14 protein-coding genes are annotated in these 15,405 nt (G+C 56.0%); 2 read left to right on the top strand and 12 right to left on the bottom strand.

All coding sequences use genetic code 11. The features are described from left to right. Position 1: 1 nt before the first annotated feature. From OC597_RS04605 to OC597_RS04630, 6 genes are all read right to left on the bottom strand, one after another. Positions 2-3,064: an efflux RND transporter permease subunit gene (locus tag OC597_RS04605; protein ID WP_262207731.1), complete on the bottom strand. Its 3,063-nt coding sequence runs from the start codon at positions 3,062-3,064 to the stop codon at positions 2-4. Then, positions 3,061-4,170, bottom strand: a complete 1,110-nt coding sequence (locus OC597_RS04610; protein WP_262207733.1) for an efflux RND transporter periplasmic adaptor subunit — start codon at positions 4,168-4,170, stop codon at positions 3,061-3,063. Before OC597_RS04610 ends, OC597_RS04605 begins: the two co-directional genes overlap by 4 nt. A gap of 79 nt (positions 4,171-4,249) precedes the next feature. Next, on the bottom strand, positions 4,250-4,864 hold the full coding sequence (locus OC597_RS04615) for a TetR/AcrR family transcriptional regulator (RefSeq protein ID WP_262207734.1): 615 nt from the start codon (positions 4,862-4,864) through the stop codon (positions 4,250-4,252). A gap of 251 nt (positions 4,865-5,115) precedes the next feature. After that, on the bottom strand, positions 5,116-5,433 hold the full coding sequence (locus OC597_RS04620; protein ID WP_262207735.1) for a hypothetical protein: 318 nt from the start codon (positions 5,431-5,433) through the stop codon (positions 5,116-5,118). 271 nt (positions 5,434-5,704) lie between these two features. Beyond that, complete coding sequence (locus tag OC597_RS04625; protein ID WP_085116822.1) at positions 5,705-5,956, bottom strand: CsbD family protein; 252 nt, start codon at positions 5,954-5,956, stop codon at positions 5,705-5,707. Positions 5,957-6,063: 107 nt separating this feature from the next. Further along, positions 6,064-7,560 carry a helix-turn-helix transcriptional regulator gene (locus OC597_RS04630; RefSeq protein ID WP_261254337.1) on the bottom strand — a complete coding sequence of 499 codons (1,497 nt, stop codon included), beginning with the start codon at positions 7,558-7,560 and terminating at the stop codon, positions 6,064-6,066. 238 nt (positions 7,561-7,798) lie between these two features. Here OC597_RS04630 and OC597_RS04635 point away from each other — a divergent pair, with 238 nt between their 5' ends. Beyond that, entirely contained in the window at positions 7,799-8,770 is a 972-nt protein-coding gene (locus OC597_RS04635; RefSeq protein ID WP_262207738.1) for a hypothetical protein, read from the top strand. 17 nt (positions 8,771-8,787) lie between these two features. After that, positions 8,788-9,009: a hypothetical protein gene (locus OC597_RS04640; protein ID WP_085116819.1), complete on the top strand. Its 222-nt coding sequence runs from the start codon at positions 8,788-8,790 to the stop codon at positions 9,007-9,009. A gap of 102 nt (positions 9,010-9,111) precedes the next feature. Here OC597_RS04640 and OC597_RS04645 read toward each other — a convergent pair whose 3' ends face one another. The 6 genes from OC597_RS04645 to hypB all read right to left on the bottom strand — a co-directional run bounded on the left by OC597_RS04645 (position 9,112) and on the right by hypB (position 15,393). Next, on the bottom strand, positions 9,112-9,963 hold the full coding sequence (locus OC597_RS04645) for a PhzF family protein (protein WP_262207741.1): 852 nt from the start codon (positions 9,961-9,963) through the stop codon (positions 9,112-9,114). A gap of 70 nt (positions 9,964-10,033) precedes the next feature. Next, positions 10,034-12,100 (bottom strand): formate hydrogenlyase transcriptional activator FlhA, encoded by a 2,067-nt coding sequence (gene flhA, locus OC597_RS04650; protein ID WP_262207743.1) that lies wholly within the window; start codon positions 12,098-12,100, stop codon positions 10,034-10,036. A 90-nt stretch (positions 12,101-12,190) separates the two neighbouring features. Next, positions 12,191-13,204: a hydrogenase expression/formation protein HypE gene (gene hypE, locus OC597_RS04655; RefSeq protein WP_262207745.1), complete on the bottom strand. Its 1,014-nt coding sequence runs from the start codon at positions 13,202-13,204 to the stop codon at positions 12,191-12,193. Next, entirely contained in the window at positions 13,201-14,328 is a 1,128-nt protein-coding gene (hypD, locus tag OC597_RS04660; protein ID WP_262207747.1) for a hydrogenase formation protein HypD, read from the bottom strand. The genes hypE and hypD overlap by 4 nt, the downstream gene beginning before the upstream one ends. Then, complete coding sequence (locus OC597_RS04665; protein WP_085116814.1) at positions 14,315-14,608, bottom strand: HypC/HybG/HupF family hydrogenase formation chaperone; 294 nt, start codon at positions 14,606-14,608, stop codon at positions 14,315-14,317. The genes hypD and OC597_RS04665 overlap by 14 nt, the downstream gene beginning before the upstream one ends. Then, complete coding sequence (hypB, locus tag OC597_RS04670; protein WP_261254357.1) at positions 14,599-15,393, bottom strand: hydrogenase nickel incorporation protein HypB; 795 nt, start codon at positions 15,391-15,393, stop codon at positions 14,599-14,601. The genes OC597_RS04665 and hypB overlap by 10 nt, the downstream gene beginning before the upstream one ends. Positions 15,394-15,405: the final 12 nt, after the last annotated feature.

The following is a 15,405-nucleotide window of genomic DNA, read 5'->3' on the forward strand; positions in this document are numbered from 1 at the left end:
ATTACCCTTTGTCAGGACGGATTTTAAACCAGATGGCATACATCGCCGGCAGGAACACCAATGTCATCAGGGTTCCTCCGAAGGTGCCGCCAATCAAGGTGTAGGCCAGGGTGCCCCAGAATACCGAATGGGTCAGCGGGATAAAGGCCAAAATAGCCGCCAAAGCGGTAAGCAACACCGGACGGGCACGTTGCACCGTGGCTTCGACTACCGCATGGAACGGATCCATTCCCGCCTGCTGATTGTGATCAATTTGCCCGATCAGGATCAGGGTATTCCGCATTAAAATACCCGATAGCGCGATCAGCCCGACCAGAGCGTTGATGCCAAACGGCTGTTGGAACAGCAGCAAAGTGGGCACTACACCGATCAGTCCCAATGGGGCCGTGAGGAACACCATGACCATCGCGGACATCGAGCGGACCTGCAAAATGATGATCAACAGCGTCAATGCGATCATGATTGGGAATAACGGCAACATCGCCTTGGTCGCCTTGGCTGACTCTTCAACCGAACCGGCTTGTTCTATGCGGTAACCGGCAGGCAGTTGGTCGATGACCGGCTGTAACGCTTTCAGTATCACGGCGGAAACGTCCGGGGGTTGCAGCCCTTCGGCTACGTCGCCCCGCACCGTCATCGTCGGAATTCGGTCGCGGCGTCGCAGGATAGGATCTTCCATTTGCACGTCCACTTCGCCCACTTGCGATAGCGGAATGCGTTGTCCGGCAGAACCCACAAGGGTAAAACCGGCTATTTTGGCCGGATCGAGTCGAATATTACCCGCCGCTCGACCGACAACCTGCACAGCACGAATATCCTCGCGCACCGACGTGATAGGTATGCCAGAAATCAGGAATTGCAGTTGCTGCGCTACGCTGTTGGACGTTAACCCCACCGCTTGTAAACGGTTTGGATCCAAAGAGAAATGCAGTGTGGGTACCCGTTGTCCCCAGTCGGTGTTAACGGTCCGCATCATCGGGCTGGTTTGCATCACTGCCTCGACCTGACCGGCAATGTCACGCAGTTTATCCGGGGCCGGTCCCATGACCCGATAAGCCACAGGGAATGGCGAGTACGGACCAAATACCAGTTGAGTGACCCGGATACGAGCCTCTGGGGCCAGCCCTTCAGCTGCGGCTTCGCGAAGACGGAACTTAAGGGCTTCACGGGCTTGCTGGCTGTCCGTGTGTATCACTATCTTGGCGAACGAAGGATCGGGTAGCTCTGGCGCCATGGCCAGAAAAAAACGCGGCGAACCTTGGCCAATATAAGATGTGACGATCCTGGCCTCAGGCTGTTTCTTCAGCCAGGCTTCAATCTTGGCGGTGGCGGCGCTGGTTTGCTCAATGGCGGTTCCATAGGGCATCTGTACCTCGACTAGGACCTCAGGCCGATCGGAAGTAGGGAAAAACTGCTTCTTGACCAGTCCCATGCCGACAACCGCCAGGATAAAGGCGGCAATCACCGTAGCGGCCACTGCCCACTTGCGGGTGATGACTCGGGTCAACAACCGGCGAAAGCGATTATAGTGGCGGGTGTTATAGATAGCCGCGTGTCCCCCCTTGACCTGTTTGATGTTCGGCAACATCTTCACCCCCAGATAAGGCGTAAAGATCACCGCAACCACCCAGGATGCGATCAGGGCGATACCGACAATCCAGAACATGTTGCTGGTGTACTCGCCTGCGGTAGACTGTGCGAAACCATTCGGCATAAAGCCAATGGCCGTCACCAGCGTCCCCGCCAGCATTGGTGCGGCCGTATGGCTCCAGGCGTAGGCGGAGGCTTTGATCCGGTCGTACCCTTCCTCCATCTTTACCACCATCATTTCGATGGCGATAATGGCGTCATCAACCAGTAGTCCCAGCGCCAGTATCAGTGAGCCCAGAGTGATGCGGTCAAAGTTCTTGCCAGAGGCTTCCATCACCATAAACACCACTGCCAGCGTCAAAGGCACCGCCGCGGCAACTACCACCCCTACGCGCCAGCCCATGCTAACAAAGCAAACCACCATCACCACCAGTAGCGCAACGAAGAACTTCACCATAAACTCGTCAACCGCGGACCGGATGTTGACAGACTGGTCAGTGATCTTGGTGAGCGTCATCCCCAGTGGCATGTCCTGATTGATACTGGCCGTTTCTGCATTAAGCGCTTTGCCCAGGTCCAGTCCGTTCCATCCCTCCCGCATCACAATGCCCAACAGCAGAACCTGCTCGCCGTTGTTACGAATAATAAAGGTGGCAGGATCTTCATAACCGCGTTCCACCGTCGCGACGTCCGAAAACTTCAGGGTCCGCCCCTGTGCCACAACCGGTGTGTCACGAATCTTCGTCAAGGTATCGAGGGCACCGTCCAGGCGGAGAAAGACCTGCGGTCCCTGGGTGTCGATAGAACCGGCGGGCGTCAGCACGTTCTGATTATTCAGTGCGGCAAAAATCTGTTGGGGGGTCACACCAAGGGTGGCCAGTCGATCGTGAGAGAAGGAGACAAAGATACGTTCCGCCTGCTCGCCAATGATATTGACCTTTTTCACGCCCGGCACATGCAACAGGCGCTGGCGAAGGGACTCGGCATCTCGCACTAACAGACGTTGCGGTTCTCCTCTGGCCTTCAGCGCAAACAGCGCAAAGGTGACGTCTGAGAACTCATCATTGACCATCGGCCCGATGACGCCCGCAGGCAAGTTCCTGGCCTCGTCACCCAGCTTCTTGCGGGCCTGATAGAAAGCTTCCTGCACCTCGGATGGCGGTGTTTTATCTGCCAGTGACAGCATGGTGAAGGCCAACCCTGGGCGCGTGTAGGTTTCGCTGCGGTCATACCATTTCAGTTCCTGCATCCGTTTTTCAAGCGGCTCGGCGACCTGATCCTGCATTTCCTGCGCTGTAGCTCCCGGCCAGGCGGTGATGACCGTCATCTGTTTAACCGTAAAGGGGGGATCTTCAGCACGTCCCAATTCGAAAAACGAAAGAATACCGGCTACCGTGATAAGAAAGATCAAGAAAAGCGTGATGGAACGTTCGCGAACCGCGAGTGCCGAGAGGTTAAAACGCCCCGTGCTCATGGCTGGCTCCCGGTAACGCCGTCTTCAGCCTGCTGAGCCGACCTGACCTGCTCGCCGTCGCGCAGCAAGTGCGCCCCCAAAGCCACGACCTGTTCGCCGACCCTGAGATTGCCCGCAACTTGTGCCATATCGTCACTGATGCCCAGGACCTGCACGGCACGCCAGGACACTTTCGCCGGCTTACCGGCGATAATCCATACGCCAGCCCCCTTGCCGGGGTCATACAGTGCCGCAACCGGTACCTGTAGCCTTGACGCCGATCGATTGCTGTTAGCGATATCGAGGGTGACGGTGGATCCTAAAGGGGCTCCAGCCAGCGAGCCTTCAAGCACATATCTGGCCTCGAATGTTCGCGTTGCAGGATCGGCCGCATCGGAAAGCAGTCGCAATGTGGAAGGCATTGCGTCACTACTGCGGCCATACAGACTGGCCATCGCCACACTGCCAATGGCCGGACGCAATGTTTCCGGCAGATGCACTATGGCCTCTCTTTGCCCTGCCCGCGCCAGCCGAACTATCGGCTGACCTGCACTGACAACCTGTCCGGGTTCAGCCAGGGTCGCCATCACCACGCCATCGGCGTCGGCGGGTAGAACGGCATACCCGAAAGCATTACGGGCCACATCAGCCTGAGCCTCTGCGGCGCTGAGCTGTGCCTTGGCGGTATCCGCTGCCGCCTTGATCTGATCGTAAGCCGAGGCTGAAACAGCACCGCTGGTGACCAGTCCACGGTAACGCGCTTCGTCGGCAGTTGCCTGCCGGGCCTGCGCGCGAGCTGCCGTCACGGCCTGTTGCTGGGCTCGTGACTGCAGAGCCAAATCGACCGGATCAAGACGCATCAGTGGCTGACCACGCTTGACGGTCTGACCGGTATCGACCAGGCGCTCAAGTATTTTACCGGAGACCCGGAAACCGAGGTCACTCTGAATGCGCGCGACCACAACACCGGTGAAAGCACGAGAAGTGTCGATTGAATCTTCAACCGCTACCGCCCGCACTAAAGGCGCCTTAATTCGTGGGTCGTCGGCGGTCGATGGATCACCACAAGCCACCAAGGCGAGAGGCAACAGACAAACGGCAATGGTGGCAGGTTTAAGCCGAGGCATGGGTTCCCTTACGTCATTAACAGGACAAGAACCGCATTCTCTAACTAGTGACCAATTATGTCAATGGTCACTAGTGACGTTAAGGCGACAGACTGCGCAATATCAATGCTGATAAAAGCACCGCAGCCTCACCGGCCGTTTCCAGGTTGTATTGCAGTTGTACCGGGTTGATATAGGGTCGCATCACCAGATAAATCGCACTGGCGGCTTCGTCCAGCGGGGTCTTGCGCTCAAATTCCCCGGACTCGCGGCCCTCTCGGAGGATTTGCTGAATGACCTGCAGCAAATGCGCTTCATGCGCCTTCACTGAAGGCCACCGATCGCGTGCGGCAACAGCGGCGATGTCATACAGCTTGCGGTCATGGAAGAATAAGTCGCTGCCGGTTTCCGATAGCGCCTTGAACAGACATCTCAGCTTCTCTGAGGCGGTGGGTGCCTCCGCGATCGCCGAGTCCACCAGCACCATAATCATGGCCAGTCGATTGGCGCAGATCACCTCGCCAATCGCCTGCTTGGACTCAAAGAATTTGTAGATATAAGCCTTGGAAAAACCGATGGCCTTGGCCAGATCGGACACCGTGGTTTTTTCAAACCCATAATGTCCAAAATATTCTGTAGCCGCCTCTACGACCTGATCGCGAACGCTGTGATCCGAGGGGCCGCGTGTTTGGGGTGTCTTCGTTTTTTTATTCATCGGTATAGCTTATCTCTGTGAGTTTTGATTCACAATGAGTGACCAATATATTAATGGGTCACAATCTATATTAAGCGGCAAAAGCCTCCCCAGAGAAACAAGGATAGCGGCAGATGAAGAGCAAGAGGTTATCTATCAGGCGGGTTGTTATACCTTGCAGCGCTAAAATCAGAACTCCCCGCTGAGTGACGGGGAATTCCACCAGATAAGCCCATGCGGGGCCAGGCTGGCTACTTTGTCAGGAGCCCTCTCTAGCGAGCCAGTTCTACCCCGTCCAGTTCAGAAATCGCCAGGCAGTAAACTTCGGTGATGGCTTCTACCGTGTAGGCGTTTTTTGCCGGGATCATCAACATCTCATGCGCCTGCAGGGTCTGGTCGCCAATTTTGAGCTCACCGGACAGGACCATCAATTTGACCCAACCAGGATGAAAACGGGCTGACTGTTGGCTGCCAGCATCAAGTTTCAACAGCGCCGTGTGCCCTTGCGCCTCACGTTTTAAGATATGGTAATACACTCCATCGTAAGGCATTTTATCGTAGTGCAGTGTCGCCAGTGTTCTTTTATGCATGATAGCTTCCTAGTAATCGGTGATTAGTTGGATCAAGTATCACAATTCCCTAACGGCCTTTGGGCCTGTTAATAAATATATAGGACGTATGCCCCAGACGCAAAATCAGAGGCAAAGGTTCTTCGCCCGGGTTATGAGAAGTCTGCGGCTGCAAAGGGGGATCACTGGCGAAGTTACATAAGATAACGGTGGGGACGACGAAGGGATTAGTCTGAAGCATAGTGCGCAATCTGGAGAGTTCGCCCGCAGCATACGGGCGATTAAAACAGGGTTATCGGCGACGTAACAGCAGGCCGGCCAATAAACTCACGCCGGCAAAGATCGCCACAGTGGTGAGCGGCTTCTTCTTGACCAGGTCGCTGACACAGCCCAGTGCATCGCCATATTTTTCTTGTATCGCCCCCGCCACGTAGCGGGCGCTGCCTTCGGCTTGCAAGCGCTCATCGCCAGTCACATCACCAGCAACTTCCTGCGTTTTGCCGACAACTTTATCCATAACACCTTCAATCTTATCGCTGTTCATCGTGCTCTCCTGAGTTTGGCATCGGTTAGATGACTGCCCCAATATTAAGCTGCCCCCTAGCCACTCATAAGGTCAATTTGCATGAAATTGACTAGTGCATTTGCGCCCTACTTTTCCTTTTTGGGCTGCCGCTCACCGGCAAATAACCCCCGTTCCCTGGCCCAGACAATGGCCTCACTGCGGCTGTGCACGTCAAGTTTGGAATACACCGTAGCCACATGATTGCGCACGGTATTGGCGGCAAGATTAAGGCGTGTGGCAATTTTCTTGTCAGGCAGCCCCTCGCAGATTAACCCCAATACGTCGCGCTCACGGGCGGTAAGATCGGTGAAGGAAACCCCAGACAGATGGGGTTTATTGATGCTTTTCACATTGGCCAGTTTCTCGAGCAAAGTTTGACTGAACCAGGAGGCATCTTGCATCACCTCCTCGATGGCGGACACCAGCTCCAGTTCCGAACGTTTGCGCTCGGTAATGTCCATCATGACCAACAGATAACAGGGCGCGTCCTGAATACTCACGGCATCGGCAGAGACCACGCAGTCGATCACCTCATTGCCCTTCTTACGGATTTTAAGATCCTGACTCTCGACGTTGCCGGTTTTTGCCAGCAGGGTAAACAAGCGACGACATTCCCCCTGCCCGTCAATAACATTGAGATCCTCGACCGTCTTGCCGATCAGCTCCTCAGCGGCGTACCCGGTGGTCTTGATAAAGGCTTCATTGATATCCAGCACTCGCTGCTTGTCCACCGTGCACACCAGCGTGGGGACCGGGCTCAAACGAAAGGACTTGGCAAACCGCTCTTCACTCTCGCGTAACGCCGACTCGGCCTTGCGGCGAGGCTCAAGGTCGGTAAAGGTAAACAGCATGCAATCTTCTTCATTGATGTCCAGCGGCTGCCCGGCGACGATCACCAGTTTGGTCCCCCCGGCGGGCAGTTTTAACTCGGCCTGCATCTGCGGAATGGTTGCCCCTTCACTCAGACGCTGCACGGCCAACTCCTTATTCTCCGCCTGCTCCAGTACATCCAGTGCGTAGACCGAATTGCCCATCACCTGATCGCGGTGGTAACCGGTCATATCGAGGAATCCCTGATTGACCTTGATATAACGCAGATCGCTCAGGCTGCAGATCACGGCGGGAGCCGGGTTGGCGTTGAAGGTTTTTTCAAAACGATCTTCGGCACTGGCCCAGTCGGTGGCATCACTCAGGATTAATACCAATAACTCAGGTTGCCCTTTAGCGTCGGTGATAGTCAGGCTGCGTAACCGGTGAACCCAGAGAAACTCCGGTTCGCTGACAGGTTTGACCTCGACCAGCACCTCACTGAACTCTTCACCCTTGGCTACCCGGTTAATCGGGTATTGCTCTTCGGTCAAAGGATGATTGTTGCGGTAACGCAAGGCAAAACGCTCTGCGTACTCCTGGGCATTGGCTCCCAACTCACTCAGTTTGGTCAGCCCATGCATGCTCAGCGCGGCTTCATTAGCCCACAGGATGGTCTGGTCGACTTCGGTCAGAATCACCCCTTCGGTCAATCCTGAAATGATCTGTTGTAGTTGGCTGCGGTTAGTTTCGCTGGCAAGAACGGACTGGCTCATTATTTCTCCATAAGACAAAAGACCTCGGGCCACCAAGCGGCGATCTTCGCGCCTGGCAATGATGCGACGTCCCAACCAGCATAGTGCTTAAGTAGTTCATTCGCGGGGTGTGAATGCACTAGCACCAAGGGTGCAAATGAACCGGGACGATCGGTGGTGCAGAGCGGCAGACTGATCCTGTCGGTGCAGCGGACTGCTGCGCGTACAACCCCTTGTCCAGTAAATATAAGGAATAACAATGACCACTGTCTATGAATCCAATCGCTTGGCGTTTCACGTTTCATGGGGCTCAATATTGGCCGGGAGCGCCATGGCACTGGTGACCTATCTGATCTTGAGTGTACTGGGTACCGCTGTCGGCGCATCGGCCGTGGATCCGCTGCAGGCAGGTAATCCCCTGAGCGGCTTCGGTGTGGGAACCGGCATCTGGCTGTTTGTCACCACCTTGCTCTCCCTGGCCGCCGGGGCCTTTGTCGCCGGCCGAACCTCACCCAACCGGGGCGGTTTACACGGCCTGTTGAGCTGGGCGGTTACTACCTTGCTGACCACCTGGCTGGTTATTTCCTTGGCGAGCGGCGTGGTCGGTCTGGCCGGCAATGCCGTGGGCAAAGGGTTATCACTGACGGGCAACGGCCTGGCAGCGGCGGCACCGGGCATTGGCGACAGCGTTAAGCAGCAGCTTGATAAAAAGGGTATCAGCCTGGACTGGGATGATTTGCAAAATCAGTTGGCTACCACGCTCAAGCAAACCGGCAAGCCGGAATTAGACCCGTCCAGACTGGAACAAAAAACCGAACAGGCGGGTGCGGACGGTAAACAATCGGCGACCGATGCCGCCACCGATCCGGCCCAGGCCACAGCGGAGCTTAAGCAATGGTTCGAGCGCGTAAAGCAATCTGGTGAGCCAACTCTGAATGCCGCTGATAAGGATGCACTGGTGAACATCGTTGCCGCTCGTACCGGCAAGAGCCACGCCGAAGCGACCCAAATTGTCGACAACTACGCTCAGGCCTATCAGCAGGCAGTAAAAAAAGTTGAAGAGCTGAAGGCTCAGGCCGAACAGAAAGCCCGCGAAGCGGCGGATGTGGCAGCCAAACAGGTATCTCGTGCTGCCTGGGGCTCCTTGTTGCTGCTGTTGTTGGGCGCTGGGCTGAGTTTTGCTATCGGGCGGATTGCGGTATCAACACGTCGTAACGTTGTCGTGAGTTGATCAAGGATGGATGTGTCATGAAACGAGACCTGTCATCGATCTCATTGAATTATCGCAAAGTGGTTGGGGCTTCGATACCGGTACTGGTTATCGATTTCTTCAATGAAAAAAACGAGCGTTATACCCTGCGCTATAACTTGCCGCCGGATACCCCGGAACGGACGGAGCGACGGGTGTCTTTACTGCTGCATCTGCTGCGCAAGCAAAGACCGCATGAGATCGATGACCCAACGCCATAAACACGCTTAAAGGCGTTAGCCCCACAAGTGAACTGCCCTCAGAAAATGGGGCAGTTCACATTAAGGCTGCTTTACCTGCCAAGTGATGAACAACGTCCCAAATTAAAGATTAATAGTGCCGTCAATAACCGTTACCGTCTTGCCACCAATCCAAATGCCGTCCTCCCGATACTGGATCGTTATACGGCCGTTGCGTTGAATGGCCGTTCCCTGGCGAGCTCGGTAATCTTCATTTACCCCACACGCGGAAAAATAGCGCGCCAGACAGGCATTGGCACTGCCGGTGACCGGGTCTTCCGTCAATGCCCCATTTTCAACCATCAAACCGCGAACCTCAAATTGCTCCTCACCATGGTTACATGGCCCAAACGGCATCAAACCATTCACCTGCGCGCGTTTCAGTAGAAGCTCTAACGCACTGACGTCAGGACTGACTTCTAACACCGCGTCAGCCGAGATCATTGGTACTAATAGCCAGCGGATCCCCATATCAACGATGGTTACCCTCTGCTCTTTATCCAACGCCCCGTGGTTGAGCACAGTGCTGAGCAACGCATCGTCAAACGGCGTAAGCACTGCCTCCGGTGCCGCAAACGCCAGCGAACCCAGAGGGGCAATCTTGACGTTCACCAGACCGACACCACACTCCTGAACCAGTCTGCCTGCAGTTTTTGGCACCAGCCCAACTTCCAGTAATGCATGAGCGGTACCCAGCGTAGGATGACCGGCAAACGGCAACTCACCTTCAACGGTAAAGATACGCACCCGATAGTCGGCCTGATTATCCGTCGGAGTTAACACAAAAGTCGTTTCAGATAAATGCGTCCAGCGGGCGATCGCGGCCATTTCGTCATCGCTTAACACATCAGCATCCAGAATAACTGCCAACGGATTACCGCCAAAAGGCAATTCAGAAAAAACATCAACCTGCTTGAAAGCAACTGTTCTGGTCATAGCACACTCGTTGATCCTATTCGGTAGGAGAATGATTATTCACCCTGGGAAGCAGATTACCTTATGCCGGTCACTTGACCAAAATCCCCCACTTCTTCATGCGTGAAAGTAGCGTAGTGCGTTTAAGCCCCAGACGCTGCGCGGCGCCACGCGGACCGGCCACCACGCCGTTGGTTTCCTTCAGTACACGGATAATCCGCTGGCGGTCGTCCTCTCCCGCCTGGATGGGTTCCGCTGCCGTCAGGGGTAAGGCCATCGAAGGCACCGGATAACGCAGTTCGGGCAATTCCAGATTAAGCACCGTACCGCGCGTCAGCAATACCGCCCGTTCGATGACATTCTCCAGCTCGCGCACATTGCCCGGCCAGGGCATTTGGCTCAGCAGGCGCAGGGTTTCAGCCGGAATGCTGTCGATGGTGCGCTTCATCCGACGGGCGATTTTATAGGTGAGAAACTTCACTAATTGCGGAATGTCTTCCGGCCGCTCACGCAAGGGTGGGATGACGATCGGGAACACATTCAGCCGGTAAAACAGGTCACTGCGAAACTCGCGATCGGCCACCATTTGCTGCAGGTCCCGATTGGTGGCGGCAATCAGGCGCACATCTACCGAGATCACCTTGTTACCGCCTACCCGTTCAAACTCCCTCTCCTGCAATACCCGCAGCAATTTAGGCTGCAGTTCGACGGGAATTTCCCCCACTTCATCCAGAAACAACGTTCCCTTGTCGGCCAGTTCAAAACGCCCCATCCGCTGGTTGGTGGCCCCGGTGAAGGATCCCTTTTCGTGACCAAATAAATCGCTTTCCAGCAAGCCGGCCGGCATCACCGCGCAGTTCATTTTCACCATGCGCTGGTCACGCCGCTCACTCAGGTTGTGAATAGCCCGAGCAATCAATTCTTTACCGGTGCCAGTTTCACCGAGGATCAGCACCGAACAGTCACTCTTGGCCACCATTTCGACCTGTTTCAGCACTGCAGACATCACTACGCTGCGCCCGACAATCTCACCGAAGTCCGGGTTATTGCCGTTGATTTGCTCGGTCAGATACAGGTTTTCATGCACCAGGCTCTCTTTGAGTCGGCTGATTTCCTGGTAGGCCAACGCATTGTCCACCGCAATGGCAATACGTTCGGCAATTTGCTGCAGCACCCGCAGATTGGCGGCGTTGAAATTATCCGGCTGACATTGTGCCAACTTCAATACGCCCAGGGTCTTTTTGCCAAACACCAGCGGCAAGACGCACAGCGTTTGGATTTGGTCATGCCAGAGATCGAACAGCTGGCGTTCATAAGCCGCCAGGCGATCGGAATGCTTGAGGTTCAACAGCAACATTTCCCCGCTCTGCATCACCTGTTCCGATAAGGTTCCCGCCAGTGCCACGCTGTACTGCTGACGCTCAACCACGTCGTCTTGCAAATAATGCGTGGAGTAGATGGTCACCTGATCGGTTTTATCGACGCATAACACCATGCTGATGGCGTCGATCTTGAAAAAACGGTGGATCTCCGTTGAGATTTCGCCAATCAAATCATCCAGATCGAGCTTTGACAACACCGCGTTGGTCACGTCAACCAAAACACGGTAATCGTCTCGCTCATGGCTCAACTGGCGCTGACGTGTTTCCGCCTGCTCACGCAATGTGATCTGCTCTGCCGCCAACGCGACCAACTCCATCAGCGTCTGTAGCTGTACCAGGCCGGCATCACTGAAAGATTGCGCGCTACTGCGTAACAGTTCGCAACCGCCAATCAGGGTGCCACCGGCATGCAGTGGCATCAGGCAATAGTGGTTAAAGGAGGGGTACAACGCCAGGGCGCTGATTTGTGGGTATCGCGCATGCAGATCTTCACTCTGCCAACGCTGCGGCAATGGGCTCTGCCGTAACCGGCTGACCGGTCCGTTAGCCAGCAGGGTTTCATCCTGATAGATAACCGGCTGCCGCTGCGCGTCCAACCCATGAAAGCTCACTCGTTCACTGTGTGGGTCAAGCAGCACCAGCGTCACGTTGTCGGCCAGTTGCTGACGTTGCAGCAGCTGGCGTAGTTGCCGTAACAGATCGGCGAAGCTGTGCTGACTGAGCAGCGTGCGAGTTATTTCGAGTAATTCTTGTTTTTCTAATTGTGCATTCGACATTGTTTATCACTTGCCTGAGTCGCGATGATGATTTTAGTGAGTCACGTCACAAAGTGTAACGCTGGGCGGCAAGGTTCTCCCCCGACCGGATCAACAAATGCGCGGCAAAGGTTCGGCATGTGGCAAATCCAGCAGGCGGCTGATGCCATAAGCGCCTTGCAGTCTCACCTGACGTCCTGCCGTCACCCGGCCAATCACCGTAGCGGCCTTGCCTAGCGGGTGAGCCTGCAAGGCAGCCAGCACTTCAAGTTCGGCTTCGGGTGCAGCCACCACCACCAGTTTGCCCTCGTTGGCAAAGTTGATGGCATCCAACCCCAACAATTCACAAATACCCCGAACCGCCGAGGCTACGGGCAACAGGTTCTCTTCCACCTCGATACCCACACCGGCCGCACGAGCAAACTCATGCAGGATGGCATTCACCCCACCACGGGTGGCATCGCGCAATGCCCGCACGCCATTAATGGCCCGCAATGGCGCGATTAACGGTGCCAACACCGCGCAGTCACTGATCACGTCCAGCGACATGCCCAGCTTTTCCCGCAGGTTGAGGATAGTTGCCCCGTGGTCGCCCAAGGTGCCGCTGACAATAACGGCGTCGCCGACACGGATATGGGTCGCCGCCCAATCCAGGCCCGGTGGGATCACTCCAATACCGGCGGTGTTGATAAACAGCTTGTCGGCGGCACCCCGCTGCACCACCTTGGTATCCCCGGTGACAATGCGAATACCGGCCTGCTGTGCGGTGACGGCCATCGAAGCCACCACCCGCTGTAAATCGGCCAACGGCAAGCCTTCTTCGAGGATGAACCCGCAGGAGAGATAACGCGGTAATGCACCACTGACCGCCAGATCGTTAGCCGTACCGCAAACTGCCAGTTTGCCAATATCGCCGCCCGGAAAGAAAATCGGGTCAATCACGTAGCTGTCGGTGGTAAATGCCAGCCGATCGCCCTGTTGGGTTAACTCGGCCAAATCCAGTCGGGCCTGATCTTCGCGCTGATCCAACTGTGGGTTGGCAAAGGCCGGCAAGAAAATCTCATCCAGCAGTTGCTGCATCGCTGTGCCGCCACTGCCGTGAGCCATGGTAATCACGTTATTCATGCTGGGGTTTCCTCTGCTTCACGGCGGTATTGGTACCAGGCGGCGCAGGCCCCTTCCGAGGACACCATCAGCGCACCAAAGGCGTTTTGCGGCGTACAGCCACGACCGAATAGCGGGCAATCCCGCGGTTTGCAGCGCCCGGTCAGCACCTCGCCACAGCGGGCATGAGGATCGTCAGCCACCTGCCGATGCTTCGGGCGAAAACGCCGTTCAGCATCAAAGGCACGATAGGCGGCGGTCAGGGCAATGCCGGAGTCGGCAATGGTGCCAAGACCACGCCATTCGCTACCGCCGCCCAGCACAAAAACGTCGCTCATCGCCTGCTGTGCCAGCAGATTGCCCTGTTCCGGCACCACACGCCGATATTGGTTTTCGGTTTGGCTCTGCTGCCCGACAAACTGCTCAACCAGCATCATCACCCCTTGCAAGATATCCAACGGTTCAAAGCCGGTTACCACCAGGGGTTTGTGGTATTGCTGGCTGATAAAGTCATAGGGCTCGGTGCCGATCACCATACTGACGTGACCGGGCGCCAGAAAACCGTCGATGCGCACATCCGGCTGTTGCAACAGGCTGCGCAAGGTGGGGATCAGGCTGATGTGCTGACAAAATACGCTGAAGTTATCGAGACCTTCCTGCCGGGCCTGTTGCAAAGTGATCGCGGTGACCGGCATGGTGGTTTCGAAACCCAGGGCAAAGAACACCACCTGCCGCTGTGGATTTTGCCGCGCCAGCATAAGGGCATCCAACGGTGAATAAACTACCCGCACGTCGGCCCCACGCTCGCGAGCCTGCAGTAACGAACCTTGTTTGCCCGGTACCCGCAGCGCATCGCCGAAGGTGCAAAAAATCACCTCCGGGTGAGCGGCGATTTCGCAACAGGCATCGATACGGCCCATAGGTAACACGCAAACCGGGCAACCGGGGCCATGAATAAATTCAATCTGCGGGGGCAGCAGTTTATCCAGCCCAAAGCGGAAAATGGCATGGGTATGACCACCGCAAACCTCCATTATTTGCAAGGGGCGCTCGGCGGTAAACGGCAACTGCACTGCACGCCGCCGGATATGCTGTAACAGGGTTTTGACCCGTTGCGGATCGCGGAATTCATCAACGTAATGCATGGTTGCCTTCCCCCGCCAGAAACAGCGCTACGTCCTGCTCCACTTCCCCCATCGCCTGCAGTGCCGCCAGCATTTCCTCGGCCTCTTGTTGGTCAAGGCGACTCATCGCGAAGCCCACGTGGATCAGCACCCAGCAGCCGATCATCGCCTCTCTCGGCTCACCGTCCTGACGCACCAAAGCAATGTTCACTTCCCGTTGCACGCCACAGACTTCTGCCCAGGCGTGCTGAGGCTGCTTTTCATCCAGCGCCACGATCTGCCCTGGAACGCCTATGCACATAGCTGTTCCTCCAGCCAGGCCAGCCACTGATCCATGCCTTCGCCGCTGGTCGCCGACAGGGTAATCACCTCAATGGTTGGGTTCACCTGCCGCGCATTGTCGATACAGGTGGCCAGGTCGAAGTTCAAATACGGCAACAGATCGATTTTGTTGAGCAGCATCACCCGGGCAGCAGCAAACATATGCGGGTACTTGAGCGGTTTGTCTTCCCCTTCGGTGACCGAAAGCACCGCCACCTTATGGCGTTCCCCGAGATCAAAGCTGGCCGGGCAAACCAGATTGCCGACGTTTTCGATAAACAACAGGCTATGGGGCTTGAGTTCCAGACGCCGGGCGGCCTCGTGAACCATTTGCGCATCCAGGTGACACCCTTTCCCGGTATTCACCTGAATCGCCGGCACGCCGGTGGCGCGGATACGTTCCGCATCATTGGTGGTTTGCTGGTCACCTTCCACCACCGCGCACGGATGCCGATCACGCAGCCGCAGCAAGGTTTCTGTCAGCAGCGTGGTTTTACCGGAGCCGGGGCTGGAAACCAGATTCAGCGCCAGAATATGTTGCCCGGCAAAATATTGCCGGTTACCTTCTGCCAGGCGATCGTTTTTATCCAGCACCCGGGTTTCAATTTCCAGCATCCGGCGCTGGCTGATGCCCGGCGCATGGGTGCCCGCCAACCCCAAGCCGTAATGCAGATCTCCCTGCACATTGCGTTGCGGGCGGAATGGCACCTTCACTTCCCCTTCAATCGTCAGTTCACCCTGGGCACATCCGCAGGTACTGCACATAGTCATTCCCCT

Origin of the sequence: Serratia proteamaculans, assembly GCF_946227095.1 — a bacterium.
Taxonomy (GTDB): Bacteria; Pseudomonadota; Gammaproteobacteria; order Enterobacterales; family Enterobacteriaceae; genus Serratia; species Serratia proteamaculans_E.

Coding starts and splice junctions, on each gene's coding strand:
- OC597_RS04605 (WP_262207731.1), bottom strand. CDS start 3,064: ATGAGCACGGGGCGTTTTAACCTCTCGGCACTCGCGGTTCGCGAACGT.
- OC597_RS04610 (WP_262207733.1), bottom strand. CDS start 4,170: ATGCCTCGGCTTAAACCTGCCACCATTGCCGTTTGTCTGTTGCCTCTC.
- OC597_RS04615 (WP_262207734.1), bottom strand. CDS start 4,864: ATGAATAAAAAAACGAAGACACCCCAAACACGCGGCCCCTCGGATCAC.
- OC597_RS04620 (WP_262207735.1), bottom strand. CDS start 5,433: ATGCATAAAAGAACACTGGCGACACTGCACTACGATAAAATGCCTTAC.
- OC597_RS04625 (WP_085116822.1), bottom strand. CDS start 5,956: ATGAACAGCGATAAGATTGAAGGTGTTATGGATAAAGTTGTCGGCAAA.
- OC597_RS04630 (WP_261254337.1), bottom strand. CDS start 7,560: ATGAGCCAGTCCGTTCTTGCCAGCGAAACTAACCGCAGCCAACTACAA.
- OC597_RS04635 (WP_262207738.1), top strand. CDS start 7,799: ATGACCACTGTCTATGAATCCAATCGCTTGGCGTTTCACGTTTCATGG.
- OC597_RS04640 (WP_085116819.1), top strand. CDS start 8,788: ATGAAACGAGACCTGTCATCGATCTCATTGAATTATCGCAAAGTGGTT.
- OC597_RS04645 (WP_262207741.1), bottom strand. CDS start 9,963: ATGACCAGAACAGTTGCTTTCAAGCAGGTTGATGTTTTTTCTGAATTG.
- flhA (WP_262207743.1), bottom strand. CDS start 12,100: ATGTCGAATGCACAATTAGAAAAACAAGAATTACTCGAAATAACTCGC.
- hypE (WP_262207745.1), bottom strand. CDS start 13,204: ATGAATAACGTGATTACCATGGCTCACGGCAGTGGCGGCACAGCGATG.
- hypD (WP_262207747.1), bottom strand. CDS start 14,328: ATGCATTACGTTGATGAATTCCGCGATCCGCAACGGGTCAAAACCCTG.
- OC597_RS04665 (WP_085116814.1), bottom strand. CDS start 14,608: ATGTGCATAGGCGTTCCAGGGCAGATCGTGGCGCTGGATGAAAAGCAG.
- hypB (WP_261254357.1), bottom strand. CDS start 15,393: ATGTGCAGTACCTGCGGATGTGCCCAGGGTGAACTGACGATTGAAGGG.